The sequence below is a fragment of the Chromobacterium sp. Rain0013 genome, assembly GCF_015291765.1.
Taxonomy (GTDB): domain Bacteria; phylum Pseudomonadota; class Gammaproteobacteria; order Burkholderiales; family Chromobacteriaceae; genus Chromobacterium; species Chromobacterium haemolyticum.
This window is the reverse complement of sequence record NZ_CP031514.1, coordinates 1,157,570-1,180,415: the sequence shown is the minus strand read 5'-3', so window position 1 is coordinate 1,180,415 and position 22,846 is coordinate 1,157,570. Positions and strand designations below refer to the sequence as shown.

Annotated in this window: 20 protein-coding genes and 1 tRNA gene; 11 read left to right on the top strand and 10 right to left on the bottom strand. The window is 63.6% G+C overall.

Going from position 1 to position 22,846, the window contains the following annotated elements:
* The first annotated feature begins 6 nt into the window (after nt 1–6).
* Both DXT74_RS05580 and DXT74_RS05575 read left to right on the top strand, forming a co-directional pair.
* Complete coding sequence (locus DXT74_RS05580) at nt 7–1,050, top strand: bifunctional UDP-4-keto-pentose/UDP-xylose synthase (RefSeq protein ID WP_052370425.1); 1,044 nt, start codon at nt 7–9, stop codon at nt 1,048–1,050.
* A gap of 57 nt (nt 1,051–1,107) precedes the next feature.
* Nucleotides 1,108–2,007 carry a 4-deoxy-4-formamido-L-arabinose-phosphoundecaprenol deformylase gene (locus DXT74_RS05575; protein WP_194427485.1) on the top strand — a complete coding sequence of 300 codons (900 nt, stop codon included), beginning with the start codon at nt 1,108–1,110 and terminating at the stop codon, nt 2,005–2,007.
* Between the two features lie 245 nt (nt 2,008–2,252).
* Here DXT74_RS05575 and DXT74_RS05570 read toward each other — a convergent pair whose 3' ends face one another.
* Complete coding sequence (locus DXT74_RS05570; protein ID WP_231138279.1) at nt 2,253–3,263, bottom strand: nucleoid-associated protein; 1,011 nt, start codon at nt 3,261–3,263, stop codon at nt 2,253–2,255.
* 76 nt (nt 3,264–3,339) lie between these two features.
* Entirely contained in the window at nt 3,340–4,233 is an 894-nt protein-coding gene (locus tag DXT74_RS05565) for a LysR substrate-binding domain-containing protein (RefSeq protein WP_194427484.1), read from the bottom strand.
* A 142-nt stretch (nt 4,234–4,375) separates the two neighbouring features.
* On the opposite strand from DXT74_RS05565, the gene DXT74_RS05560 reads away from it, so the two are divergent.
* Nucleotides 4,376–5,488 carry an S-(hydroxymethyl)glutathione dehydrogenase/class III alcohol dehydrogenase gene (locus DXT74_RS05560; RefSeq protein WP_345919927.1) on the top strand — a complete coding sequence of 371 codons (1,113 nt, stop codon included), beginning with the start codon at nt 4,376–4,378 and terminating at the stop codon, nt 5,486–5,488.
* A gap of 19 nt (nt 5,489–5,507) precedes the next feature.
* On the top strand, nt 5,508–6,341 hold the full coding sequence (fghA, locus tag DXT74_RS05555) for an S-formylglutathione hydrolase (RefSeq protein WP_194428051.1): 834 nt from the start codon (nt 5,508–5,510) through the stop codon (nt 6,339–6,341).
* A 50-nt stretch (nt 6,342–6,391) separates the two neighbouring features.
* Here fghA and DXT74_RS05550 read toward each other — a convergent pair.
* Nucleotides 6,392–6,476: transfer RNA gene (locus tag DXT74_RS05550), tRNA-Tyr, on the bottom strand.
* Between the two features lie 343 nt (nt 6,477–6,819).
* Between DXT74_RS05550 and DXT74_RS05545 the strand changes: the two genes are divergently transcribed.
* Both DXT74_RS05545 and DXT74_RS05540 read left to right on the top strand, forming a co-directional pair.
* Nucleotides 6,820–9,069, top strand: coding sequence for a M9 family metallopeptidase (locus tag DXT74_RS05545; protein ID WP_194427483.1), 2,250 nt, complete (start codon nt 6,820–6,822; stop codon nt 9,067–9,069).
* Between the two features lie 210 nt (nt 9,070–9,279).
* The gene (locus tag DXT74_RS05540) at nt 9,280–10,092 is read left to right on the top strand and encodes an AraC family transcriptional regulator (RefSeq protein ID WP_231138278.1); all 813 of its coding nucleotides are present in this window, start codon (nt 9,280–9,282) and stop codon (nt 10,090–10,092) included.
* Here the strand turns inward: DXT74_RS05540 and DXT74_RS05535 are convergent.
* The 3 genes from DXT74_RS05535 to DXT74_RS05525 form a co-directional block, all read right to left on the bottom strand.
* Nucleotides 9,986–10,861 (bottom strand): nitrilase-related carbon-nitrogen hydrolase, encoded by an 876-nt coding sequence (locus DXT74_RS05535; protein WP_194427482.1) that lies wholly within the window; start codon nt 10,859–10,861, stop codon nt 9,986–9,988. The two genes, DXT74_RS05540 and DXT74_RS05535, sit on opposite strands and share 107 nt — an antisense overlap.
* A 1-nt stretch (nt 10,862) precedes the next feature.
* Nucleotides 10,863–12,260, bottom strand: a complete 1,398-nt coding sequence (locus DXT74_RS05530; protein WP_081554522.1) for a cytosine permease — start codon at nt 12,258–12,260, stop codon at nt 10,863–10,865.
* An 88-nt stretch (nt 12,261–12,348) separates the two neighbouring features.
* Nucleotides 12,349–12,987 (bottom strand): TetR family transcriptional regulator, encoded by a 639-nt coding sequence (locus DXT74_RS05525; protein WP_052370428.1) that lies wholly within the window; start codon nt 12,985–12,987, stop codon nt 12,349–12,351.
* Nucleotides 12,988–13,138: 151 nt separating this feature from the next.
* Between DXT74_RS05525 and DXT74_RS05520 the strand changes: the two genes are divergently transcribed.
* Together DXT74_RS05520 and DXT74_RS05515 are read left to right on the top strand one after the other, a co-directional pair.
* Nucleotides 13,139–14,515 carry an MATE family efflux transporter gene (locus DXT74_RS05520; RefSeq protein ID WP_194427481.1) on the top strand — a complete coding sequence of 459 codons (1,377 nt, stop codon included), beginning with the start codon at nt 13,139–13,141 and terminating at the stop codon, nt 14,513–14,515.
* Between the two features lie 263 nt (nt 14,516–14,778).
* A complete protein-coding gene (locus DXT74_RS05515; protein ID WP_043635276.1) occupies nt 14,779–15,858 on the top strand; it encodes a calcium:proton antiporter in 1,080 nt (359 codons plus the stop codon).
* Nucleotides 15,859–16,071: 213 nt separating this feature from the next.
* Here DXT74_RS05515 and DXT74_RS05510 read toward each other — a convergent pair whose 3' ends face one another.
* The 3 genes from DXT74_RS05510 to DXT74_RS05500 form a co-directional block, all read right to left on the bottom strand.
* Nucleotides 16,072–16,494 carry a nuclear transport factor 2 family protein gene (locus DXT74_RS05510; protein WP_052370434.1) on the bottom strand — a complete coding sequence of 141 codons (423 nt, stop codon included), beginning with the start codon at nt 16,492–16,494 and terminating at the stop codon, nt 16,072–16,074.
* 39 nt (nt 16,495–16,533) lie between these two features.
* The gene (locus DXT74_RS05505; protein ID WP_043635281.1) at nt 16,534–17,238 is read right to left on the bottom strand and encodes a DsbA family protein; all 705 of its coding nucleotides are present in this window, start codon (nt 17,236–17,238) and stop codon (nt 16,534–16,536) included.
* Nucleotides 17,239–17,420: 182 nt separating this feature from the next.
* The gene (locus tag DXT74_RS05500; RefSeq protein WP_043635428.1) at nt 17,421–18,302 is read right to left on the bottom strand and encodes an MBL fold metallo-hydrolase; all 882 of its coding nucleotides are present in this window, start codon (nt 18,300–18,302) and stop codon (nt 17,421–17,423) included.
* 128 nt (nt 18,303–18,430) lie between these two features.
* On the opposite strand from DXT74_RS05500, the gene DXT74_RS05495 reads away from it, so the two are divergent.
* Nucleotides 18,431–19,345 carry a LysR family transcriptional regulator gene (locus DXT74_RS05495; RefSeq protein ID WP_043589705.1) on the top strand — a complete coding sequence of 305 codons (915 nt, stop codon included), beginning with the start codon at nt 18,431–18,433 and terminating at the stop codon, nt 19,343–19,345.
* A 190-nt stretch (nt 19,346–19,535) separates the two neighbouring features.
* Here the strand turns inward: DXT74_RS05495 and DXT74_RS05490 are convergent, their stop codons facing one another.
* Complete coding sequence (locus DXT74_RS05490; RefSeq protein ID WP_081554520.1) at nt 19,536–20,441, bottom strand: LysR family transcriptional regulator; 906 nt, start codon at nt 20,439–20,441, stop codon at nt 19,536–19,538.
* 124 nt (nt 20,442–20,565) lie between these two features.
* On the opposite strand from DXT74_RS05490, the gene DXT74_RS05485 reads away from it, so the two are divergent.
* On the top strand, nt 20,566–21,579 hold the full coding sequence (locus DXT74_RS05485) for a zinc-binding alcohol dehydrogenase family protein (protein ID WP_114154514.1): 1,014 nt from the start codon (nt 20,566–20,568) through the stop codon (nt 21,577–21,579).
* A gap of 572 nt (nt 21,580–22,151) precedes the next feature.
* Nucleotides 22,152–22,844 (top strand): response regulator transcription factor, encoded by a 693-nt coding sequence (locus DXT74_RS05480; RefSeq protein WP_043640909.1) that lies wholly within the window; start codon nt 22,152–22,154, stop codon nt 22,842–22,844.
* The last annotated feature ends 2 nt before the right edge of the window (nt 22,845–22,846 follow it).

Here is a 22,846-nt window from a genome sequence, read left to right as displayed (position 1 = left end):
ATCTCAATGAAAAAAGTACTGATCCTCGGCGTCAACGGCTTTATTGGCCACCACCTGACCAAACGCATCATCGAAACCACCGACTGGCACATCTACGGCATGGACATGCACGATGACCGCGTGGCCGAATGGAAAGACCACCCGCGCTTCCACTTCTTCGAAGGCGATATCACCATCAACAAGGAGTGGATCGAGTACCACGTGAAGAAATGCGACGTGGTGCTGCCGCTGGTGGCCATTGCCACTCCGTCCACCTATGTGAACAACCCGCTGCGCGTGTTCGAGCTGGACTTCGAAGCCAACCTGCCCATCGTGCGCCAGTGCGTGCAGTACAAGAAACACCTGGTGTTCCCGTCCACCTCGGAAGTCTACGGCATGTGCCATGACGAAGAGTTCGATCCGGAGAACTCCGAGTTGATCTGCGGCCCGATCAACAAGCCGCGCTGGATCTACTCCTGCTCCAAGCAGCTGATGGACCGCGTGATCCACGCCTACGGCATGCAAGAAGGCCTGAACTACACGCTGTTCCGTCCGTTCAACTGGATCGGCGGCGGACTGGACAACATCAATACCCCGAAAGAAGGCTCCAGCCGCGTGATCACCCAGTTCCTGGGCCACATCGTGCGCGGCGAGACCATCAAGCTGGTGGACGGCGGCCATCAAAAACGCGCCTTCACCTATGTGGACGACGGCATCAGCGCGCTGATGAAGATCATCGAGAACAAAGACGGCAAGGCCTCCGGCCAGATCTACAACATCGGCAACCCGGCCAACAACTATTCCATCCGCGAACTGTCCTCGATGATGCTGGACCTGGCCCGCGTCTACCCGGAATACCAACTGAACGCCGACAAGGTGAAGATCGAGGAAACCACGTCCGGCGCTTACTACGGCAAGGGCTATCAGGACGTGCAGAACCGCGTGCCCAAGATCGACAACACCATGACGGACCTGGACTGGAAACCGAGCGTGACCATGGCCGACGCGCTGCGCGGCATCTACGACTACTACCGCGACCAAGTGGCCGCCAGCCGCGACCTGTCCCAGTAAGCGGTTCCCGGCGCCGGCCCAAGATCCACGGCCTGGCGCCGGCTCCAGAGATCCTTCATGAGAAAACTCGCTCTTAAAATCGACGTCGACACCTGGCGCGGCACCCGCGACGGCGTGCCGCGGCTGATGCACATGCTGCAGCAGCACCACGCCAAGGCCACCTTCTTGTTCAGCCTGGGCCCGGACCATACCGGCCGCGCGATCAAACGGGTGTTCCGCCCCGGCTTCCTGTCCAAGGTGTCGCGCACCTCGGTGGTGGAACACTACGGCATCCGCACCCTGCTGTACGGCACCGTGCTGCCCGGCCCTGACATCGGCAAGCGCGAAGCCGAGCTAATGCGCGAAGTGCGCGCGCAGGGCTTCGAAGTCGGCATCCACACTTGGGACCACATCAAGTGGCAGGACTATGTCGCCGGCAAGGACGCCGCCTGGACCCGCGCCGAAATGCGCAAGGCGGCCGAACGCTTCGAACAGATCTTCGGCGAACCGGCGCGCACCCACGGCGCTGCCGGCTGGCAGATCAACGACGCGGCGCTGGCCTATGAACGCGAGCTAGGCATGCTGTATGCGTCCGACGGCCGCGGCACTCACCCGTTCCAGCCGGTGGACGCCGCCGGCCAGCCGCTGGGCGTGCCGCAATTGCCCACCACGCTGCCTACGCTGGACGAGCTGATTGGCCTGGACGGACTTACCGCCGACAATGTTCATCACCACATCCTGGCGCTGACGGAAGAAGCCCCGGCCACCGGCCATGTGTACACGCTGCACGCCGAACTGGAAGGCTTGCGCCTGGGCTATACCTTTGAGCACCTGCTGGTGGGCTGGAAAGCCCAGGGTTATCAGTTGTGCAGCTGCATCGAGCTGTTCAGCAGCCTGGACACGGCCGCGCTGCCCGCCGGCCGCGTGGTGATGGGAGAGATTCCCGGCCGCAGCGGCACGCTGGCGCTGCAAGCCTAAGCTGTTCACGATCTCGCGAGCAAGAGCGAGACAAGGCGAAAACGAGCGAAAAAGCGGAATGTACAAGGGGTACATGAGCATTTTGAGCTTGTTTTTAACGCCGTATCGCCGCAGCGCAGCAGATCGTGAACCGGTTCTAAGCAGGGCAAGGCGATAAGCCCGCCCCCTGCTTGATGCGGAAACACGACAAAAGATTTCGCGCCGGTCACGCTACCGGCGCGGCAAGACACAAGCGCGGCTGGCGATCAGCCGCGTTTGTTGAGACGCAGGGTCAGGGTCAATTCGCCTTCGCCGTCATTTTGCGACTGGATATTCTTCAAGGTTATGCCGCTGGGCAGCAGCACGCTGATGCCGTGGCCGACGCCGTACTTGGACAAGGTTTTTTCCAACTGCCGCGCCATCCCCTTGGCCGGCAATTTAGCCTCCTCGTCCAGCGCGAAACCATAAGATTCCGCGGCGGAGCCCATGGCTTGATCCACCTGTTCGCGCGGGACGAACTTTTCAGCGGCGCTGGCCAGTTGCTTGGCCGACACGTCTTCCTCGCTGCTCACCAGGTTGAGGAACTCGTCCTTGAAGCGCGCCTGTTGCAGCGGGTCCTCTATCTCCTCCGACAACTGCTCCACCACGCTGGCCATCATTTTGCTGCTGGATGCCTTGTCCGGCACCCGCATGGCTTTCAGAAAATCGTCCAGCCAGAACTTGGCCTCGCGGCTGAGCCGGTCCACCGCGTACACCGTGGGGCCATGCTCCAAAATCAACGCGCCCTTGTCGATCAAGCGCGGGTTGATACCGGACGCGTGGCTGATGTCGAATACGTCGCCGGACTCCACCACGGTGAGGAAATCATCGCGGATCTCGGATTTGAACACCCCTAGCGCGCGCAGCTCGCGGTCTCCGTCGTTGAGGCCGGAAAACAAGATCACCAGCAGGTCGCCGGCATTGATGTTGGGGTGCTGCGAACGCGCGTACAGATGCTTGGCGATGCGCTGGGACACCGCCAGGAAGTCCAGCTCTCCGCGGAAAAACTGGCGGGTATAGTGGTAAATCTCGTTCAGATTAAGATCGGACTCGTGGAAAAACTGATGCTGGCGCTTGTCCGACACGATGTTCTTCAAATAGCCGCCCAACAACAAGGAGGACACTTCCTCGTCCACGGAGCTGGTCCGTTCGGACAAGCGCGCGCCCTCGCCGCGCGCGGCGTTGCCCACCCGGTGCACCACCAAGCGCTCCACCCTGCATTCGCCAATCGCCAACATTTCCACGCTCCCGCCAAAAATCGAATGCGCGATTATTGCCACTACGTCCGGGCTTGGCAACCGCGAAAGCGGCCTGCTATTCCGGCAAGGCCAGCGGATCGTCGGTCAGGGAGTCCGCCAGGAAGTCCATCAGCAGCCGGACCTTGGGCGACAGCTGGCGGTTGTGCGGCGTCAAGGCCCAGATGCCCTCTTCCGGCTCACGGTAGTCGGCCAGCACCTCGATCAGCTCTCCGCTGCTCAAAAAGCGGGCGACGTAATAATCCGGCAATTGCGCCAACCCCAGGCCAAAGCGCGCCGCGTGCGCCAAGGCGTGGCCGCTGTTGCAACGCAAGCTGCCCTTGATCCTCACCTGCCGCCTGCGGCCGCCTTCCAGCAGATGCCAGTGCTCGCCCCCCAAAGACAGGCAGTTGTGACGCTCCAGGTCCGCCGGCTCCAAGGGCGTGCCGCAGCGCTCCAGATAGGCCGGCGCGGCGCAGACATGATGGCGACGCGAAGCCAGCCTTCGCGCTATCAGCGTGGAATCGCTCAAATGGCCGATGCGGATCGCCAGATCGTAACCGTCCTGCACCAGATCCAGCACTTGGTTGGACAGGTTCAGGCTGGCCTCCAGCTGCGGGTGGCGTTGTAGAAATCGAGTCAACAACGGCGCGATATGGCTTTCGCCATAAGCCAGCGGCGCGGTGAGTTTGAGCTTGCCCTGCGGCTGCGCCTGATAACGCGAAATCGCCTGCTCCGCCTCCGCCAGCGAATCCAATAACTGCCGACAGTGGCGCAGATACAACGCGCCGATCTCGGTCAGCGCCTGATGGCGGGTGGTTCGATACAGCAATTTGGCGCCCAGCCGCTGCTCCAGCTGCGTGACCTGACGGCTGACCTGAGCGACGGAAATCCCCAACGCCTGCGCCGCCTTGGTGAAACTGCCCTGTTCCGCCACGCTGACGAATTCGCAAATGCCTTCCCAACCCAACATTATTCCACCTCGGAAAAAATCATTTACCAATTGCCACGATTATCTATTCAAACACGAGAAATACAATTGAACTTTTGCCGCCGATGGCCAAAAACCGCCAACGGCGTCGATCCAACACCAAGGAGGGCTCATGAGCCAGGACATCATCAAGTGCAAGGCCGCCGTGGCCTGGGCCGCCGGTCAGCCGCTGAGCATTGAAGAAGTGGAAGTGCAGCCGCCTCGCGCTGGCGAGGTGCGGGTGAAAATGGTGGCTACCGGCGTGTGCCACACTGACGCCTTCACCCTGTCCGGCGAAGACCCGGAAGGCGTGTTTCCCTGCATCCTGGGCCATGAAGGCGGCGGCATCGTAGAATCCGTCGGCCCCGGCGTCAGCAGCGTGGCGGTGGGCGACCACGTGATTCCCCTCTACACCCCGGAATGCCGCGAGTGCAAATTCTGTCTGTCCGGCAAAACCAATCTGTGCCAGAAAATCCGCGCCACCCAGGGCAAGGGCCTGATGCCGGACGGCAGCACCCGTTTCTCCAAAGACGGCAAGCCCATCTACCACTATATGGGCACCTCCACCTTCGCCGAATACACAGTGCTGCCGGAAATCTCTCTGGCCAAGGTCAATCCGGCCGCGCCGCTGGAAGAAGTGTGCCTGCTGGGCTGCGGCGTCACCACCGGCATGGGCGCCGTGATCAACACAGCCAAGGTCAAGGCAGGCGACAGCGTGGCCATCTTCGGTTTGGGCGGCATCGGCCTGTCCGCCATCATCGGCGCGCGCATGGCCGGCGCCGGCCGCATCATCGGCATCGACATCAATGAGAGCAAGTTCGAACTGGCGAAGAAGCTGGGCGCCAGTGATTGCGTCAACCCCAATGATTTCGACAAGCCCATCCAAGACGTGATCGTGGAGATGACCGACGGCGGCGTTGATTTCTCCTTCGAATGCATAGGCAACGTCAAGGTGATGCGCGCGGCGCTGGAATGCTGCCACAAAGGCTGGGGCGAATCGGTGATCATCGGCGTGGCCGGGGCCGGGCAGGAAATCTCCACTCGCCCGTTCCAGCTGGTCACTGGCCGAGTATGGCGCGGCTCCGCCTTTGGCGGCGTGCGCGGCCGCAGCGAACTGCCGGACTATGTGGAGCGTTATCTGAAGGGCGAATTCCGTCTGGACGACTTCATCACCCACACCATGCCGCTGGAGCGTGTCAACGAAGCCTTCGACTTGATGCACGAGGGCAAGAGCATTCGTTCCGTGATCCACTACTGAGCCGGAGACGCGCGTGAACCTGGAAAACATCAGCGCCAACAAATCGTTTGGCGGCTGGCACCGGCAGTATCTGCACGATTCGGAGACGCTGGGCTGTCGGATGCGCTTCGCCGTCTACCTGCCGCCGCAAGCCGGGGCCAACCGGCGCGTGCCGGTGCTGTACTGGCTGTCCGGCCTGACCTGCACCGATGAGAACTTCATGCAAAAAGCCGGCGCTCAACGCGTCGCCGCAGAACTGGGACTGGCCATCGTCGCGCCGGACACCAGCCCGCGCGGCGCGGAAGCGGCGGACGACGAGGCTTTCGACCTGGGCCAGGGCGCCGGCTTCTACCTGAACGCCACCCAGGCGCCGTGGGACCGTCACTACCGGATGTACGACTACGTCAGCCGGGAACTGCCGGCGCTGATCGAAGCCAACTTCCCCGTCACCGAGCAGCGCGCGGTGGCCGGCCACTCGATGGGAGGTCACGGCGCGCTGATCTGCGCGCTGAAGCGGCCGCAGGACTATGTCTCGGCATCGGCGTTCAGCCCGATCTGCCATCCGGTCAACGCGCCTTGGGGCCAGAAGGCCTTCGCCGCCTACTTGGGCGAAGACCACGCCGCCTGGGAGGCTTGGGACGCCAGCCTGTTGCTCAAACACGCGCAGCGACAACTGCCGCTGCGCGTGGACATTGGCCTAGCCGACAGCTTTCTGGACGTGCAGTTGCAACCGGAGGCGCTGGAACGGGCGGCGCGGGACTGCGGCTACCCGCTGGAGCTGCACCGCCACGCCGAGTACGACCACAGCTATTACTTCGTCGCCAGCCTGATTGAGGAACAGCTGCGTTTCCACGCCCGCCACCTTGGTCTGTGAGACGATGGAACGCAAAAAAGCCAGGCAACGCCTGGCTTTTTTGTTGAATCTGGTGGAGGGAGAAGGATTCGAACCTTCGAAGGCAGAGCCGTCAGATTTACAGTCTGATCCCTTTGACCGCTCGGGAACCCCTCCAGAGAGACGCGCATGATATAGCCTCGCGCCGCCCACGTCAATCACCGCCTAGCGAAAACCCTTTAGAGCGTGTTTACGATTTGCCGCGCGTCATGAAGCATTGCACGGTGAGCACAAGCCCAAAATGCTCATGTACCACTCGGCCATTCCGCTTTTTAGCTCGTTTTCGCTTTGTCTCGCCCTGGCTCGCCAGACTTTGAACAGGCTCTTAGCCTGCTGCCCCGTGCCGGCAGCGGATTTGGCAAATCTGCGCGCGCGGACGCTCAAGCGCGCCAAGAAAGCCCGCTGTGCCATTGGCATGATCTCGCCATCAGGGACACGCCCTGACACACGGAGACAAGCCATGCAGATCATTCCTCTCGCCGCGCTGAGCCTAAGCCTGGCCGCCGCCTTGCTGGCGCAGCCGGCGTTGGCCGCGCCCAAGCTGCAAAAAGCCCCTCATCAGGCTCAGGCCCGGCCGAAACAAGCGCCGCCGCCGCGGCAATGGCAACAGCGTCCGCCAAGCGACGCGCAATCCCGCTACCGCTTGCCGGACGACCGCACCGTGATCGGCAAGCCCAAAAGCAAGCTGATCCGCCGCGCCGCAGTTGTGCAATGCCCGGACGTGAAAGCGATGGCCGGCTACAGCGGCGCGGCGCTGGCCAACTACCTGGCCGGCCTACCCGACTACACCTGCGCCTACGGCCTGTTCTCGGTGGACAGCAAACTGGCCGCCACGCTCTACAGCGCGGCCAACCTCAACGCCGTCGCCGGACGCTTCGCCCAAGAAGCCGCGGCGTACAACGCCGGCTCGATGACTCTGGTCAACCTCACCCTCTATCTGCGCGCCGGCTATTACCTGGCCAGCGGCGGCGCCCTGCCGGCGCTGGACCCCAATCTGCTCTCCGTGCTGCGCCCCGGCATCAAGCAACTGGCCGACGGCAACACGCTGTTCTCCGCCAACGCCCAGGCCTCCACGACCGCCGGCGAGGTGATGAAGCTGATCACCAATATGGCGGACGAGGCTTACTATCTGCCCAGCATGCGCGCCATCGTGCAGCGCTACACCAATAGCGCCAGCCAGCCCAACGCCGCCCAGGCCCTGCGCGAAACCACCGCCAGCCAGGGCTTCACCGGCGCGCTGACGGTGTTCTTCTACGCCCACGGCCGCGCCAATGCCGCGCCGCTGTTGCAGAACGACGGCAGCTACTCGGCGGCGCTGACCCGCTTCGCCCTGGCCAACAAGAGCGCCCTGCTCGGCACCGAAAGCGCCTTCCAGCTGGGCGACGCCACCCGCGAAGGGCTGCGCTTCATGCAATACCCGGCGCTGAAGCCCGCGATCAAACCTCAGGTCCAGGCCATTCTCTCCGGCAGCAGCATGACCGGCAACGACAACGAGCTGTGGCTGGCCGCCGCCGAGGCGGTGAAGTATTACGACGCCGCCAGCTGCGCCGATTACGGCACCTGCGACTTCGAAACCCGGCTCGCCGACGCCATCCTGGTCAATCGCTACACCTGCAGCGCCAGTATCCGCATCCGCTCCCAGGAAATGACCCTGGACCAGCTGCAGTCCTCCTGCGCGCTGCTGCAAAAAGAGGAGTCTTACTTCCACCAGATGCTGCAAACCCGCAAACAGCCGGTGGCCAACGACAACAACACCTCGCTGGAAGTAGTGGTGTTCGACGATTACAACAACTACGCCAAGTACGCCTCCATCATCTACGGCATCAGCACCGACAACGGCGGCATGTATCTGGAAGGCGACCCGGCCGCGGCCGGCAACCAAGCGCGCTTCATCGCTCACGAAGCCTCTTGGCTGCGCCCAACCTTCAAGGTCTGGAACCTGGAACACGAATACATCCACTACCTGGACGGCCGCTTCGACATGTACGGCGATTTCAGCGCCAGCACCCGCCTGCCCACGGTATGGTGGATAGAAGGGCTGGCCGAATACCTGTCGCTGGGCAACGGCAACCAGCCGGCCATTGACGCCGCCCGCAGCGGCACTTACACGCTGAGCCAGATATTCGGCAACACCTACGACATGACGGACTACGTCACCCGCGCCTACCGCTGGGGCTATATGGCCACCCGCTTCATGATGGAGCGCCACCGCGGCGATGTGGACGGCTTCCTCGCCCGCTTCCGCAGCGGCGATTACAACGGCTATCGCAACCAGATCCAGCAGATAGGCGCCCGCTACGACGCAGAGTTCGCCAGTTGGGCGCAAAGCGCCACCACCTCCGGCCAGCCGCCGCTGCCGCCCGACACGGGGCTGCCGCCGTGCAAGGAAGCCTCTCCCAGCTACCTGGGCAAGAACTGCTCCATCAGCGGCCTCTCAGCCTCCGCCTCCGGCGCGGCCTACGCCACCATCATGCTGCCGGCCGGCGCGCGCAACCTCAAGCTGTGGACCAGCGGCGGCAGCGGGGACGTCGATCTCTACGTAGCGCTGGACCGCTACCCCACCCCCGGCAATTACGACTACGCATCCGCCGGGTCAGGCAACGAGGAGAGCGTGGCCATCGCCGCGCCGCAGGCCGGCCGCTGGTACTACCTGACGCTGCAGGCGCGTCAACCTTTCGCCAACGTCACGGTCAGCGCCAGCTACGATTAGCGAGCGGTTAAAAGCCTCGCGCTAGCAACGTCAACCCAAGCCGCCGCGGCCCGTCCGCGGCGGACTTGCAAAATGGGTTGAATTAATGCACTTTGTTTTCAAAAAATGATTAATGAATGACATTAAGATTAGATAGCCCGGTCCGCCGTCGGCGGCTGGCTGTTTCTTTGGAGCGCAACACACCGTAAACCGCTTATAAGGCCGCCCGCCATGCCCATGCCGCCGCAACGCCCCTACATCGTCAGCGACCTGAACGCCATGCAGGCGATGGCCGTCTTGTTCGATCAGTTGCCCGATGTGGTGTTCGCGGTCAAAGACCTGGACAGCCGCTACCTGGCCTTGAGCGAGGGTTGCGTGGGACGTTGCGCGCTGCGCAACAAATGGCAGGCGGAAGGATTGACCGCGCACGAGTTGTTTCCCAGCGCCATGGCCAACCGCTACCGCAACCAGGATCTGCAAGTCTTCTCGGAGCAGCGGCCGGTGCGCAACCGGCTGGACCTCACCGTCTACCATGATCGTGCGCCCGGCTGGTGTCTGACCAACAAACAATCGCTGCACGATCCTGACGGACGCTTGATCGGACTGGTCTGCATTTCCAAGGACCTGACCGAGCTCACCCGCGAGAAGCTGCTGGACGAACGCTTCGCCGCCTGCGTCGACCATATCCAGACCCATTACGACCGACCCTTGCACCTGGAGGAATTGTGCGATCTGTCCGGTCTCAGCGTCGGCCAGATGGACCGGCGCATGAAGCGGGTGTTTCAGGCCAGCGTAGGCGAGTTCATCCGCCTCACACGAATGGAAGCCGCCTGTCACGCCATCCAGCACAGCGGCCGGCCGCTGGCCGACATCGCCGCAAGCTGCGGCTTTTCCGATCAAAGCGCGCTAACCCGGCTGTGCCGGCAGATGTTCGGCCTCAGCCCGCGCCAATTGCGCCTGCGGACACCGCCCGGCGGTCCTCATCTTGCGGCGCCCGGTACAATCCGGGCCGCCGGTCATCAAGCACATGATTGCGCTGACTGATGAACTTGTCCCGGCTGGCCGCCAGGTCCAGCTCCGCCAGCAATAACTGGTCCGACTTCAACCCCGTCTCGGCCAGCGCCTGCGGATAGCCGTTGGCGTCGACGATCAGCGAAGCGCCGCTCCAGTCCACGCCGCGCTCGCGGCCATGGCGGTCGCACACCGCGATCGGCAAGCGGTTGAACGCCGCGTTGGCCTGAGCCTTGAAACGCTCGGCCTGCCGCTCCGCCGGCGGATGCGGCAACACGGGCCAATTCACCGGCGCGCACAATAATTCAGCGCCGGCCAAGGCCGGCAAACGCACCCACTCCGGCACCTCCAAGTCATAGCAGATCATCAGAGCCAGCCGACCAAACCGCGTATCCAACACCGGCGGTGGCTGGTCGCCCAAATCGAAGATCAGCTTTTCGGCATCCCACAGATGAGCCTTGCGATACCAGGCCTGTTCGCCATCCGGCCCCAACAAGACCGCGCTGTTGTACAGACCGCCATTGGCGCCGGCTTCGCAAAAACCCGCCGCCACCACCATGCCCAACCGCCGCGCTAACCCCGCCCAGGCTGACACGCTGCGGCCATCAACCCCCTCGGCCAAGCCCTGCGCCTCCTCGCGGCTGGCGAATACATAGCCGGTATTGGCCAGTTCCGGCAAGACCGCCACTTGCGCGCCTAGCGCCGCCGCCGACTCCAGCGCCCGCTCGGCGCGCGCCAGATTGCCATCGACATCCCCAAATACCGGTGCCACCTGGCAACAAGCTACTTTGATCTTGTTCATCTCACCGCTCCCATGCCGCTTGGGCCGCCTCTTGGCGGCTCAACATCCAATAAGCGCCGCCGGACACCAGCAGCCCCACCACCCATGACAGATCCACACCGCCCAAAGCCCTCGCCGCCGGCCCGGCATAGGCCCCCAGCACCACAAAGGGCAACATGGCCAGCAGACCGCCAAGATAGGACAACAGACCAGGGCGCGACCATTGCCCATAAACGCCGTCGGCTAGACAGATGTCGCGGATCGCATAGCGCCCGCGTCGCACCCAATAGAAATCCACCAGATTGACCGCGCTCCAGGGTACCAGCAGATAAAGCATCAACGACACAAAGACATTGAAGCTGGCCAGGTAATCCGCCGACAGGCCCAGCGCCGACAACCACACCACCACGGCGGAAACCGTTATTCCGCCCACGCGGAAAATCAGCCCACGCGGCACAGGCCGCATCGCGTCCAATGCGCTGAGCCCGGTCAGCATGGCGCCGTAGAAGTTCACCGCCATGATGCCCACCAAGGCTGGCGCGGCAATCAGCACGGCTAAAACGCCAAACCCCGGAGCCAGCGCCTCGCCCAATTGTCTCAGGCCCTCTATGACATTCGACGGCGCCAGCTCCCCCGCTAGCACCGCGCCCAACGACATCAGCCACAAGGCCGAACCGGCTGCGCCCAGCCAAGTCCAAGCGATCAGCCGCGCGGCCGGCGTCTCCTCGGGCAAATAACGAGAATAATCCGACACATACACCGAGTAGCTAAGCTGATAGCCGGCCGCCGCCGACATCTGCGCCAACCAGGCCGACCAGGCGAAAACACCCATCTCCACGCCACCGGCGGCAGCCAGCCTGACACATAGGGCAATGCTCAGCGCACCGAATATCAGAATCAACACGCAGGTCAGCCAGCGCTGCACCACATGCAGCAGATCGTGGCCTACGATGGACACAATGCCCGCCGCAGCGATCAAGACCGCATAGCTCGCCGGCCGCGGCGCTTCAAACACCACGGCGATGGCATCGGCCGCCAGGATCACGTCGAACACATTAAAACCGATATAAACAAAGACCGCCGCCATGAACGGCAGAACGGCGCCGCGGCGGCCAAACTGGGCGCGCGACTGAATCATCTGCGGCAAACCCAGGCGTGGCCCCTGGTTGGCGTGGCAGGCCATCAAAAAGGTGCCCAAACCCACGCCCAGCGCAATGGCAAGAATCGACCAACCGACGCCCAGGCCCAGCAGTGGCCCGGCGAAGCCGACCATCATGGTGGTCAGCACGAAATTGCCGGCAAACCAGAACGGCGCCTGGTGCCAGGCTTTGCCGCGCCGCTCCTCCGCCGGGACATAATCGATGGAGCGCGTTTCCAACCAGCGCTGCGCGCGCCTTTCCCGCTTGTGATCTTGTTGCATGGCCTCCTCCTGTGTTCCCCGGTCCGGCCGGGGTGAGGAGCCAGTCTAGATGGCCGCGCGGCGGCAACCCATACCTAATGCCCAATGTTCATATTGATGCGGATGAATGCGAGCCCCGGCCCCTCCAGGCCGGCACCGTTGCCAGACTCAGCCAAGCCCCGCGCAAAATGCGCTCGCAAGCCGCGAAGGGCGCCTTGCCGCCGTCCATCATCCCGTACATGCCTTCGAACAAACGCACCAGGAACTCGGCCGCGATGCCCACCTCGATGTCCTGCGGCAGCTCTTCCAGAGCGATGGCGCGTCTCAACTGGCGGCGCACATAATGCATGGTGGCGCGGTCCATCAGCTCGCGGCGGCGCAGGATGCCTCGGTTTTCCTCATTGCGCTCGCACTTGTGATACAGGAACTCGGTCACCCGTTGCGCCGGGCCAGGCTCGTGGAACTGGCGCAAATAATACATACCCACCGCCACCAGGGTTTCGCCCGCCGACGCCTGCTCCGCCGGGAAACGCAGCGCGTCCAGTTCGAACACCCGGTCCACCATTGCCCGGCACACTTCCATCTTGTTGTCGTAATGACCGTAGACCGCGCCGCGCGACACGCCGGCCGCGTCGGCGATCTGCGCCATGGTGGCATTGGCGACGCCTTGCAGCAGAAACACCCGCTCCGCTCCGTCCAGGATGGCATCCCGGGTCTTTTGCGATTCTTCCTTGGTTTTCCTGGCCATATCCGCCTCTGAACTTTTCCCCAGATGCTACCTCAAAGAATTAATTAATCAACCGTGATTGATTAATTGAATGGACAACACCCGGCCCGCCCAGGCAAGGCGCGCCGCCCGGTCGTCCCTCGATCTTTTGAAACTCTCCTTAGGCACTACCATGTCACACACAACAACAAACCACCGCGACCTGGACACGTTGCCGGTGTCCAAACTGTTTTGGCAATACACCATTCCCTCCCTCGCCGGCATGCTGGCCACCGGCCTTTACGTGGTCATCGACGGCATCTTCGTCGGCCACTTCGTCGGCAGCCACGGCTTGGCGGCCATCGCCCTGGCCTATCCGCTGGTGATGATGCAAGTGGGCCTGGGCGCCATGCTGAGCATGGGCGCGGCCACCCGCATCGCCATCCTACAAGGCGGGGGCGACTACGAGCGCGCGCGCGCCACCCTGGTGGCGGCGCTGGCGCTGCTGGCCCTGATCAGCCTGGCCATCCCGCTGTTGGGCCTCACATATCTGGACACCCTGCTGCAATGGCTGCAAGCCGACAAGCAGCCTATCGTGATGGCGGAGGCGCGCAACTATCTGCAATGGATGCTGGGCGGCGCGCTGTTCACCATGGGCCAAATGGTGGCCACCTATCTGCTGCGCAACGACGGCCGCCCGCGGCTGGCCACGCTGTTGATGGTGATAGGCTCACTGCTCAACGTGGTCTTCAACTACCTGTTCGTCGGCGTGCTCAAGCTGGGCCTGGCCGGCTCGGCCCAGGCTACCTTGCTGTCCGAATCCGTCGTAATGCTGGCCGGCCTAGGCTATTTTTTCACCCGCCACGCGCGGCTGCGCCTGCGGCTGGCGAACTGGCGGCTGGATTGGCGCTGTTGCGGCCCCGTCCTGGCGCTGGGCCTGTCCAGCCTGTTGATGGAGTTCAACCTGGCCTTGCTGATGTTCGCCCACAACTTCCAGCTGCTGCGCTGGGGCACGGACCTCAGCGTGGCGGCCTACGCCACCGCCGGCTACAGCGAAGCGCTGTTCACCCTGGTGGTGCACGGGCTGGCGGTGGGCCTGCAGCCCTTGCTCAGCCACTCCACCGGCGCCGGCCGCCCGGAACGCACCCGCGAAGCGCTGCGCTACGGATTGCGCGTCACCATGCTGCTGGGTCTGACGGCGTTGGCGGCGGTACAGCTCTTCCCCACGCTGATCGTGCGGATGTACAACAGCGAAGACCTGGCGCTGATCGCCGCCGGCAGCCACGCGTTGCGCCTGCACTTGCTGGCCATGCCTTTCGACGGCCTGGTGATCATCGGCATCATCGCCCTGCAAGCGATGGCGCTGACGCGGGCGGCCTTGCTGCTGACCATAGGCAAAACCATACTGCTGCTGCCCGCCTTGTGGCTGTTGCCGCTGTGGCTGAAGCTGGACGGCGTCTGGCTGGCGATGCCGCTGGTCAACCTGCTGCTGGGCACGGCGGCCGCGCTGGCCTTGTGGGGCGCCTTCCAGCGCCTGAAACGTCAAGAGAACCTGGCAACCGCAGCCTGATCGCCACCGTTCTCAACCAATGGCCGGAAATCCGGCCATTTTTTTTAGGCATTGGCGAACCGCTTCCAATTGCCATTGTCTATATCCTTCGCGCGCAAGCGCCGCACCCCTTTGCTCCCGAGCCCCGGCCGGTTCCCGGCCGCCCACGCGCCCCGTGTTACGTTGGGGTCGCGAGAACGCAGGCCGATTCGTATAGTGATAGCACCCGTCTGTTGGCGCCCGCGCCGCGGCTTGACTCCAACCCGTCAATAACAAGGAAAACAATGTCTCTGAAAACCATTCCCCACTGGACCGTCGCCGCCCCGCTTGTCGCCTGGGCCGCAATCGTGGCCGCACCCACCTTTGCCGCCTCCTCGCTGTTCATCGCCCTGCTGGCGGTGCTGTTGGCCGGCACCGTCTTCGCCGCCGTCCACCACGCCGAAGTGGTGGCGCACAAGGTGGGCGAGCCTTACGGCACGCTGATCCTGGCGCTGGCGGTCACCGTGATCGAAGTCGCCCTGATTGTCTCCTTCATGCTGGCCGGCGGAGAAAGCAAGCTGGCGCTGGCGCGCGACACCATCTTTTCCGCCATCATGATCACCTGCAACGGCATCGTCGGCATCTGCCTGCTGCTGGGCGGCCTGCGCCATCGCGAACAGAACTTCCAGCTCAGCGGCGCCAAGGTGGCGCTGACGGTATTGGCCGCCATTTCGGTGCTGGCGCTGGTCTTGCCCAACTACGGCACCAGCGAGCCCGGTCCGCTGCTATCCTCCTCGCAACTGGCTTTCACCGGCGTGGTGTCCCTGGTGCTGTACGGCGCCTTCGTCTTTGTGCAAACCATACGCCACCGCGACTACTTCTTGCTGGAAGGCAGCCATAGCGAGGACGAACACGCGCCGCCGCCGTCCGTCAAAGTGACCTTGATCAGCCTGGCACTGCTGCTGGTTTGCCTGGTGGGCGTGGTCAGCCTGGCCAAGCTGCTGTCGCCGTCGATCGAAGGCTTTGTGGAAGCGGCCGGCGCGCCTGCCGCCGTGGTGGGCATCATCATCGCCGCGCTGGTGCTGCTGCCGGAAGGCCTGGCCGCCGCCAACGCCGCGCGCGCGGACCGGGTGCAGACCAGCCTCAACCTGGCCCTGGGTTCGGCGCTGGCCTCCATCGGCCTGACCATCCCCACCGTGGCGCTGATCTTCGTGGTGATGGGCGAACCGCTGATCCTGGGCCTGGAAAACAAGGAAACCATCTTCCTGGTACTGACCCTGCTGGTCAGCTCGATGTCGCTGGCCGTGGGCCGCACCACCATTTTGCAGGGCATCGTCCATCTGGTGATCTTCGCGTCCTTCGTGTTCTTCGCCATCAGCCCCTGAGCGCCTGCTCTACGCAAAAAAAACCGCCAACCGTTGCCGGCTGGCGGTTTTTTATTGGCGGACCCGGTTTTCAGAACCGGTTCATGATCTAGCGAGCTAAGGCGAGACAAGGCGAAAACCGCTGAGAAAGCGGAATGTACAAGTGGTACATGAGCATTTCGAAGCGGGTTTCAACGCCGTATCGCCGACGCGCAGCAGATCGTAAACAGGTTCTCAGGCCCGCATCGCTTCCAGCACCTTGGCGCTGTCCACAATCTGCACGAACTTGACGATCTTGCCGTCCCGCAGCGTGTAGATGTGGGCGAAAGAGGCGACAAAGCCTTTGCCGGTGGCACGGTAGACGCCATGGTAGAAGCCTTGGGCGATCACGTGTTCCCCTGCGTCGTAGAAGCTGTCCACCGCCGCGCGGTAGCCTTCCCACTCGCGGCCCAACCGCTCGTGCACGTTCTTGACGATGGACTCCGCGCCCACATAGGTGCCGGCATAGGGGAAGCCGGCGGCTTCTGTCCACTCCGCGTCCGGCGCCAACGCGGCCAAGAGATTGCGGCCGTTGGCCTCGGAATCGCCTTCGTAAGTGGCGCGGACGATGTCCACATTGCTCAGGTGGCCCTGGCCCGGGGTTTGATTAGCGTTCATGTTGTTCCATCCAAAAATCGGTTTGCTCATGCCCTTCCCTCATTGCGGCAACACACAGCTGTCCGGGCCGCAGGCCAACGCCTGCGTCGCAGCCGGGGCCGCGCTGGACGCGGCTTGGCTCAGACGAGCGCGCCAGGCGTCCGGCCGGCCCAGGTAGGCGCCCAGATCCAGCACCGTCAAGCGGCCGTTTTCCTCCAACGCCAGCGTGGGGAAGCCCTGGCCGCCCGCCTGGGCCAACAGCCGGCGGCTTTCCTGGAAGTGAGCGTCGGTGGCCGCGCCCTCCAAACGATGGTAAGCCGCGGCGAAAGCGTCCGCGTCCAGACCGATGTCGGCGGCCAGCTCGGCCAGTACCGGAAATTCCGCGATGCGACGGCCTTCCACGAAGTGGGCGCGCTGAATGCGATGCAATAGTTCCAAGCCGCTGCCGGCCGTTTCCTCCGCCGCCAGAACAGCGGTGGTGGGCGGCGCGGAATCCATCACCGCGCCATGATCCTTGAGCAAGCCGTCGAAATAAGCTTCGCCGAAAGGCTGGCCCGAGACTTCGGCTATACGGCGGTCGTGCGGCAATACGAATTGGCGCCACTCCGGGCTGACCCGGCGACGATTGGCGCCCACCATCATACCGCCGCCGTGCAGCGCCACCGTCAAGCCCGGCACGCCGCGCGCGGCTTCCAGCAAGGGCGCGGCGCCGTAGCACCAGCCGCAGAGCGGATCAAAAATAGTGTGCAAAACAATGCCGGACATGGCGGTTTCCTTTCTTGCGCCGCCCGCAACGCGGGCGGCCATACATTCAAATCTTCAGGCGTAGAAAGCATGAAGGGCGGCAAACCAATCCTGAGGCAAGGCGCGCCGACGCCGACCGTACATGAAGTACGGCAAGTCGGCGCCGTGCAGCATCAGGACTTTCGCTGGCGGCCCTCAGAGCCTTATTGCGGCCACTTCATCTCGCCCTTGAGCACCTTGGCGCTCAGCTCCAAATCCGCCACGCCTTCCAGCTTCGGATAGCGCTGCTTCATCGCCGTCACCAGTTCGGCCGAGTTCTTGGCCTTGGGCAGTTCCGCTTCCAGCGTTTTCAGGTAGTCGCTGGTGAACTTCACCGAAGCCAGGGTGTGCGGCGCATTGTTCAGGAAATGGCCCGGCACCACGACCTTGGGCTTCAACGCCTGCAGGTTCTTCAACGACTTCTGCCAGTCCGCGCGGTCTTTCGGAGTTTGGGTGTCCGCGGTCCAGACATGCATATTGCCGTAGGTCAGCACGCCGCCCATTGCGGTCTTGATCGACGGCGCCCAGATATAGGTGCGGTCCGGAGTCGGGCCTTTCAGACCCATCACTTGCAACTTCTGGCCGTCCACTTTCAGGGTGTCGCCCTGGATGGGCTCCGGCACGATCACGGTCTTGGGCGCGTTGTCCTTCAGGATCGGGCCCCAGTAAGCCATCTTGCCGTCCTTGGAAGCCTTGATCGCCTCGATGGTGGACGCGGTGGCCAGCACCTTGGCGTCCGGGAAGGCGGCTTTGATCACGTCCAGACCAAAGTAGAAGTCCGGGTCCGGATGGGAGATGAACACCGTGGTCAGCTTCTTGCCGCTGGCCTTGACCTTGGCTACCAGGGCCTCGGCATCGTTGCGCTGGAACTGAGCGTCGATCAGCACAGCCTCGCTCTTGCCGGTGACCAGTTCCGAGGACACCGGGAACAGGCTCTTGGCGCCGGGGTTGTAGACATCGACTTTCAAAGCGTCGGCTTGGGCGAAGGCGGCGGACATCAACAGGGCGCCTGCTACAAAGCTGCCGGAAATGCGGTGTTGGATCATGATGGTTTCCATTTGGTGAATTTGAGATCGGTCGGCTTGGTAGCAAGCCTGATGTGAATCATAGATTGCTATTTTCGAATCAAAAACCGGATAATAAGCAATGGTTAGTTGCATAAATCGAGCGAATCATGGATAGGATCACCGCCGCGCAAGTGTTTGTGACCATTACCGAACGCGGCAGCCTGGTGGCCGCGGCGGAGACTCTGGACATGTCGCGGGCGATGATCACCCGCTATCTGGCGGAGATGGAGGAATGGGCCGGCACCCGCCTCCTGCACCGCACCACGCGGCGGCTAAGCCTGACCCCGGCCGGCGAGGAGACGCTGGCGCGTTGCCGGCAGATGCTGGAAATCGCCGGTCAGATGCCGGCGGCCAACAGCGCGGACCCTGGCCAGCCGCAGGGGCTGCTGCGCATCAGTTGCGCGCAGTCGCTGGCGCAGGACGCGCTGGCGGCGGCGGTGACCGAGTTTCTGCGCCGCTTTCCGCAAACCGCCATTGATTTGCAGATCAGCAACCGCGCGGTCAATCTGGTGGAAGAAAGAATCGACCTGGCCATCCGCATCACCAACGCGCTGGACCCCAGTCTGATCGCCCGGCCGCTGGCCAGTTGCGCGTCGGTGATCTGCGCCTCTCCCGCCTACCTGGCCGCCCACGGCGCGCCCAAGCGGTTGGAGGATTTGTCGCTGCACAACTGTCTGACTTACTCCTACTTTGGCAAGAGCCTGTGGCGCTTTCAGCGTCACGGCGAGCAGTTGGCGGTGCCGGTCAGCGGCAATCTGAGCGCCAATGAGTCCATGGTGTTGTTGTCCGCCACCGCGGCCGGCGCGGGCATCGCCTTGCAACCCTTGTATTCCGCCGCGCCGCTAATCGCCAGCGGTCAGTTGGTGGCTTTGTTGCCGGAGTATCAGCCGCAGGAATTGGGCATTTACGGTATTTACGCTTCGCGCCGGCAGATGCCGGCCACTTTGCGGGCGATGCTGGATTTTCTGGTGGAGCGGTTCGCCAGCGATCCGGCTTGGCAGGCGCGCACGGCCGGGGGCTGAGGTCGGGTGGGGATGAGGTTGTGAGCCTGACGCCTATCGCGATGATTATTCTGTTGAATGGACGCTTTAGGACCGGTTCCGTCCAGCGGGCAGGAAGAAGACGGCGCCCCCCGCGCTATCGCAGGATAGTTTGTAGGATGAGGGAGCCGACAGGCGATACCCACCACACTCCCCCACCGAAAACCAACGCTCAAGGCGCAGCCAGGTAATCCTGCAAGCAAGCTTGCAAATGCTCGCGCAGCGCCACCACCGCCGGCGACAGCATCAGGCGATGCGGAATCACCAAGCACAGCGGCGCGGCCTCGGTCTGCCAGTCCTCCAGCAAAGGCAGCAGACGGCCGGCGCGCAAGTCGTCCAGCGCGTCCAGCCGCGATTTATAGGCAATCCCCAAACCCTCCAGCGCCCAACGCCTCACCACTTCGCCGTCGTCGCTCTGGCGACGGCCGTCCACCGTCACCAGCTCCCGCTGTTGGCCCTGGCTGAAACTCCAACGCTCGTGCAGCGCAGTGCCCAACACCAAGCGCAGGCATTGATGGCGGCGTAGTTCCTGCGGCGACTGCGGCCGGCCGTGGCGCGCCAGATAGTCCGGCGATGCGCACAACACCCGGCGGTTGTCCGGCGCCAGCGGCAAGGCCACCAGGCTGGAATCCTCCGGCACGCCGTAGCGCAAGGCCACGTCCACCGGCTGCCGATACAAATCCGCCACCCTGTCGCTGATCCGCAATTGCAGGCGCAAGCCGGCGTGCCGCTCAAGGAAGGCGTCCAGCCAGCCGCGCAGCCGGCTGCGCCCCAGGTCCGACGGCATGGACAGCGACAATTCCCCGCTCAGCGCCTGCCGCTGCAAGGCCAGCGCCTGGCCGCCGGCTTCCACCGCCTCCAACGCCGCGCGCGCATGGGCCAGATAGCGCTCTCCGGCCAGCGTCAGCCGCAGGCTGCGGGTGGAACGCGCCAGCAATTGCGCACCCACGGTTTTTTCCAGCCGCTTCAGCGCCGCGCTGGCCACCGCCGGGCTCAGGTCCAGCTGACGCGCCGCGGCGGACAGGCTGCCGTTGTCCGCGGCACGGACGAATACCTGCAAATCTTCGAAACGGACCATGATTATCAAAATTTATTTGAAACTAAATCGAATTTTAGCCGGCTTTTCGCCCGTAAAAACAGGAATAACATCCACTCCATCAACACTGGGCCCTATCGGCCCCCGCACTATGGAGAATACGAATATGAAAGCCGTCGCTTATTACCAGAACCTGCCTATCGAGCATCCGGAATCGCTGCGGGACGTGCAGTTGCCCGAGCCCGTCATCGGCGAGCATGATCTGCTGGTGGAGGTTAAAGCCGTCTCGGTCAATCCGGTGGACGCCAAGGTCCGCGCCGGCGCGGCGCCGGAGGCTGGCCAAGCCAAGGTGCTGGGCTGGGATGCCGCCGGCGTGGTGCGCTCGGTGGGCGGCAAGGTCAGCCTGTTCCAACCCGGCGACAAGGTATGGTACGCCGGCGCGCTGCACCGTCCCGGCGCCAACAGCGAGCTGCACGCGGTGGACGAGCGCATCGTCGGCCGCATGCCCCACAGCCTGGACTTCGAGCAGGCCGCCGCCTTGCCGCTGACCGCCATCACCGCCTGGGAGCTGTTGTTCGACCGGCTGCAAGTGCTGGACAACCGCGCGCCCAGCGGCCGGAGTTTGCTGGTGGTGGGCGCGGCCGGCGGCGTCGGCTCCATCCTGGTTCAGTTGGCTCGCCAGTTGACCGGTCTGACCGTGATCGGCACCGCCTCGCGGCCGGAAACCCAGGCTTGGGTCAAAGAGCTGGGCGCTCACCATGTGATCGACCACCGCCTCCCGCTGAGCGAGGAGCTCAAGCGCATCGGTTATGCCCAGGTGGATTACGTGGCCAGCCTGAATCAGACAGACGCCCACTTCAAGGAGATCGCCGCCGCCATCGCGCCGCAAGGCAAGCTGGCGCTGATTGACGACCCGGCGGCGCTGGACGTGCGCGAGCTGAAGCGCAAGAGCGTGTCGCTGCATTGGGAGTTCATGTACACCCGTTCGCTGTTTGGCACCGACGACCAGATTCAACAACATCTGCTCTTGAACCGGCTGGCCGAGCTGGTGGACGCCGGCCTGATCCGCAGCACGGTGGCCGAGCGCTTCGGCCGCATCGACGCCGCCAACCTGAAGCGCGCCCACGCCTTGCTGGAGAGCAACCGGGCCAAGGGCAAGATCGTGCTCTCGGGTTTCTAAGAGTCTGTTCATCATCTGCTGCGCTTCGGCGATGCCGCGTTAAAAATGAGCTCAAAATGCTCATGTACCACTCGACCATTCCGCTTTCTCAGCGGTTTTCGCCTTGTCTCGCCTTAGCTCGCGAGATCGTGAACACGTTCTAATCAGCGCATCCCCCCCCACTCCGGCGGCGGCTCTCGCCGCCGACTCCATGCCGGCGCGCTAAACGCCGCCGGCATGCATCGAAATCGCTTCACAAGGCGCAGCGGGCACGGAATAATGGCCTGCTGGCCGTCTTTAACAATCCGGGGAACGAGATCACGAATGCGCACGCCTTCGCCTCCGGCCCCGCCGCAGGCAACGACGGCCGCGCCGCAGCGCCTGGCCCGTCCCGCCATTCCACCCTCAGTTTCCTCAACCGGCCAGACCCGCGGCGCACGCGTTCCAAGCCGCCAAACCTTTGCGTAATGGCCTATACCAAGCCTGATGCCGGAGCGAAACCGGAGCCGCCGCCCGCGCAACAGAGTACACAGGTTCAGAGACATAACCATGGCGCAAGGCGCAGCCGCGCCGCCATCTGTTGGGATACTCATATGCCTGATGCCAAATCATTGCGGAGCCAGCCGATACAGATCACGTTGCTGGATGATCACCTGATGGTGCTGAACAGCCTGGCCGGCCGCCTGGCCAATGAAACCGACCTGAACGTGGCTGGACAGTTCACCAGCAGCGCGCCGCTGATCCAGCATCTGAAACAGCACGACGGCGTCGACGTCGTGGTCACCGACTACGCGCTCAGCCCCGGCGACATCGACGGCTTCAGCCTGATCCGCGGGCTGCGCAGGCGCTTCGCCCGAGTGCGCATCCTGGTGATGTCGGCCTATTACACCCCGGCCACGGTGGCGCTGGCGCTGCGCTGCGGCGCGCACGGTTTCATCGGCAAGGAACAGAGCCTGGACGAGCTAGTGGCGGCCATCCGCCTGCTGGCCGACGGCCACGGCTATCTGAGCCCGGACATGAGCGCCGCGCTGGACGAGAGCTGCGCCAACCTGCCTGCGCCGCAGAAAGCCATGCTGCGCAGCCTGCTGGATCACCCGGAACTGTCCCCGCGCGAGCGCGAGGTGCTGCGCTGCTGTCTGGACGGCATGACGGTCAGCGACATCGCCGTCAAGTTCTCCCGCAGCATCAAAACCATCAGCAACCAGAAGCAATCGGCGCTGAAAAAGCTGGGCCTGCGCAGCGACAACGAACTGTTCAAACTGCAAAGCCGGCTGGCCAGCCACTAAAG

Coding starts and splice junctions, on each gene's coding strand:
- DXT74_RS05515 (WP_043635276.1), top strand. CDS start 14,779: ATGTCTCTGAAAACCATTCCCCACTGGACCGTCGCCGCCCCGCTTGTC.
- DXT74_RS05545 (WP_194427483.1), top strand. CDS start 6,820: ATGCAGATCATTCCTCTCGCCGCGCTGAGCCTAAGCCTGGCCGCCGCC.
- DXT74_RS05565 (WP_194427484.1), bottom strand. CDS start 4,233: ATGTTGGGTTGGGAAGGCATTTGCGAATTCGTCAGCGTGGCGGAACAG.
- DXT74_RS05525 (WP_052370428.1), bottom strand. CDS start 12,987: ATGGCCAGGAAAACCAAGGAAGAATCGCAAAAGACCCGGGATGCCATC.
- DXT74_RS05495 (WP_043589705.1), top strand. CDS start 18,431: ATGGATAGGATCACCGCCGCGCAAGTGTTTGTGACCATTACCGAACGC.
- DXT74_RS05580 (WP_052370425.1), top strand. CDS start 7: ATGAAAAAAGTACTGATCCTCGGCGTCAACGGCTTTATTGGCCACCAC.
- DXT74_RS05535 (WP_194427482.1), bottom strand. CDS start 10,861: ATGAACAAGATCAAAGTAGCTTGTTGCCAGGTGGCACCGGTATTTGGG.
- DXT74_RS05490 (WP_081554520.1), bottom strand. CDS start 20,441: ATGGTCCGTTTCGAAGATTTGCAGGTATTCGTCCGTGCCGCGGACAAC.
- DXT74_RS05530 (WP_081554522.1), bottom strand. CDS start 12,260: ATGCAACAAGATCACAAGCGGGAAAGGCGCGCGCAGCGCTGGTTGGAA.
- DXT74_RS05510 (WP_052370434.1), bottom strand. CDS start 16,494: ATGAACGCTAATCAAACCCCGGGCCAGGGCCACCTGAGCAATGTGGAC.
- DXT74_RS05540 (WP_231138278.1), top strand. CDS start 9,280: ATGCCCATGCCGCCGCAACGCCCCTACATCGTCAGCGACCTGAACGCC.
- DXT74_RS05500 (WP_043635428.1), bottom strand. CDS start 18,302: ATGATCCAACACCGCATTTCCGGCAGCTTTGTAGCAGGCGCCCTGTTG.
- DXT74_RS05485 (WP_114154514.1), top strand. CDS start 20,566: ATGAAAGCCGTCGCTTATTACCAGAACCTGCCTATCGAGCATCCGGAA.
- DXT74_RS05520 (WP_194427481.1), top strand. CDS start 13,139: ATGTCACACACAACAACAAACCACCGCGACCTGGACACGTTGCCGGTG.
- DXT74_RS05505 (WP_043635281.1), bottom strand. CDS start 17,238: ATGTCCGGCATTGTTTTGCACACTATTTTTGATCCGCTCTGCGGCTGG.
- DXT74_RS05570 (WP_231138279.1), bottom strand. CDS start 3,263: ATGTTGGCGATTGGCGAATGCAGGGTGGAGCGCTTGGTGGTGCACCGG.
- DXT74_RS05480 (WP_043640909.1), top strand. CDS start 22,152: ATGCCTGATGCCAAATCATTGCGGAGCCAGCCGATACAGATCACGTTG.
- DXT74_RS05575 (WP_194427485.1), top strand. CDS start 1,108: ATGAGAAAACTCGCTCTTAAAATCGACGTCGACACCTGGCGCGGCACC.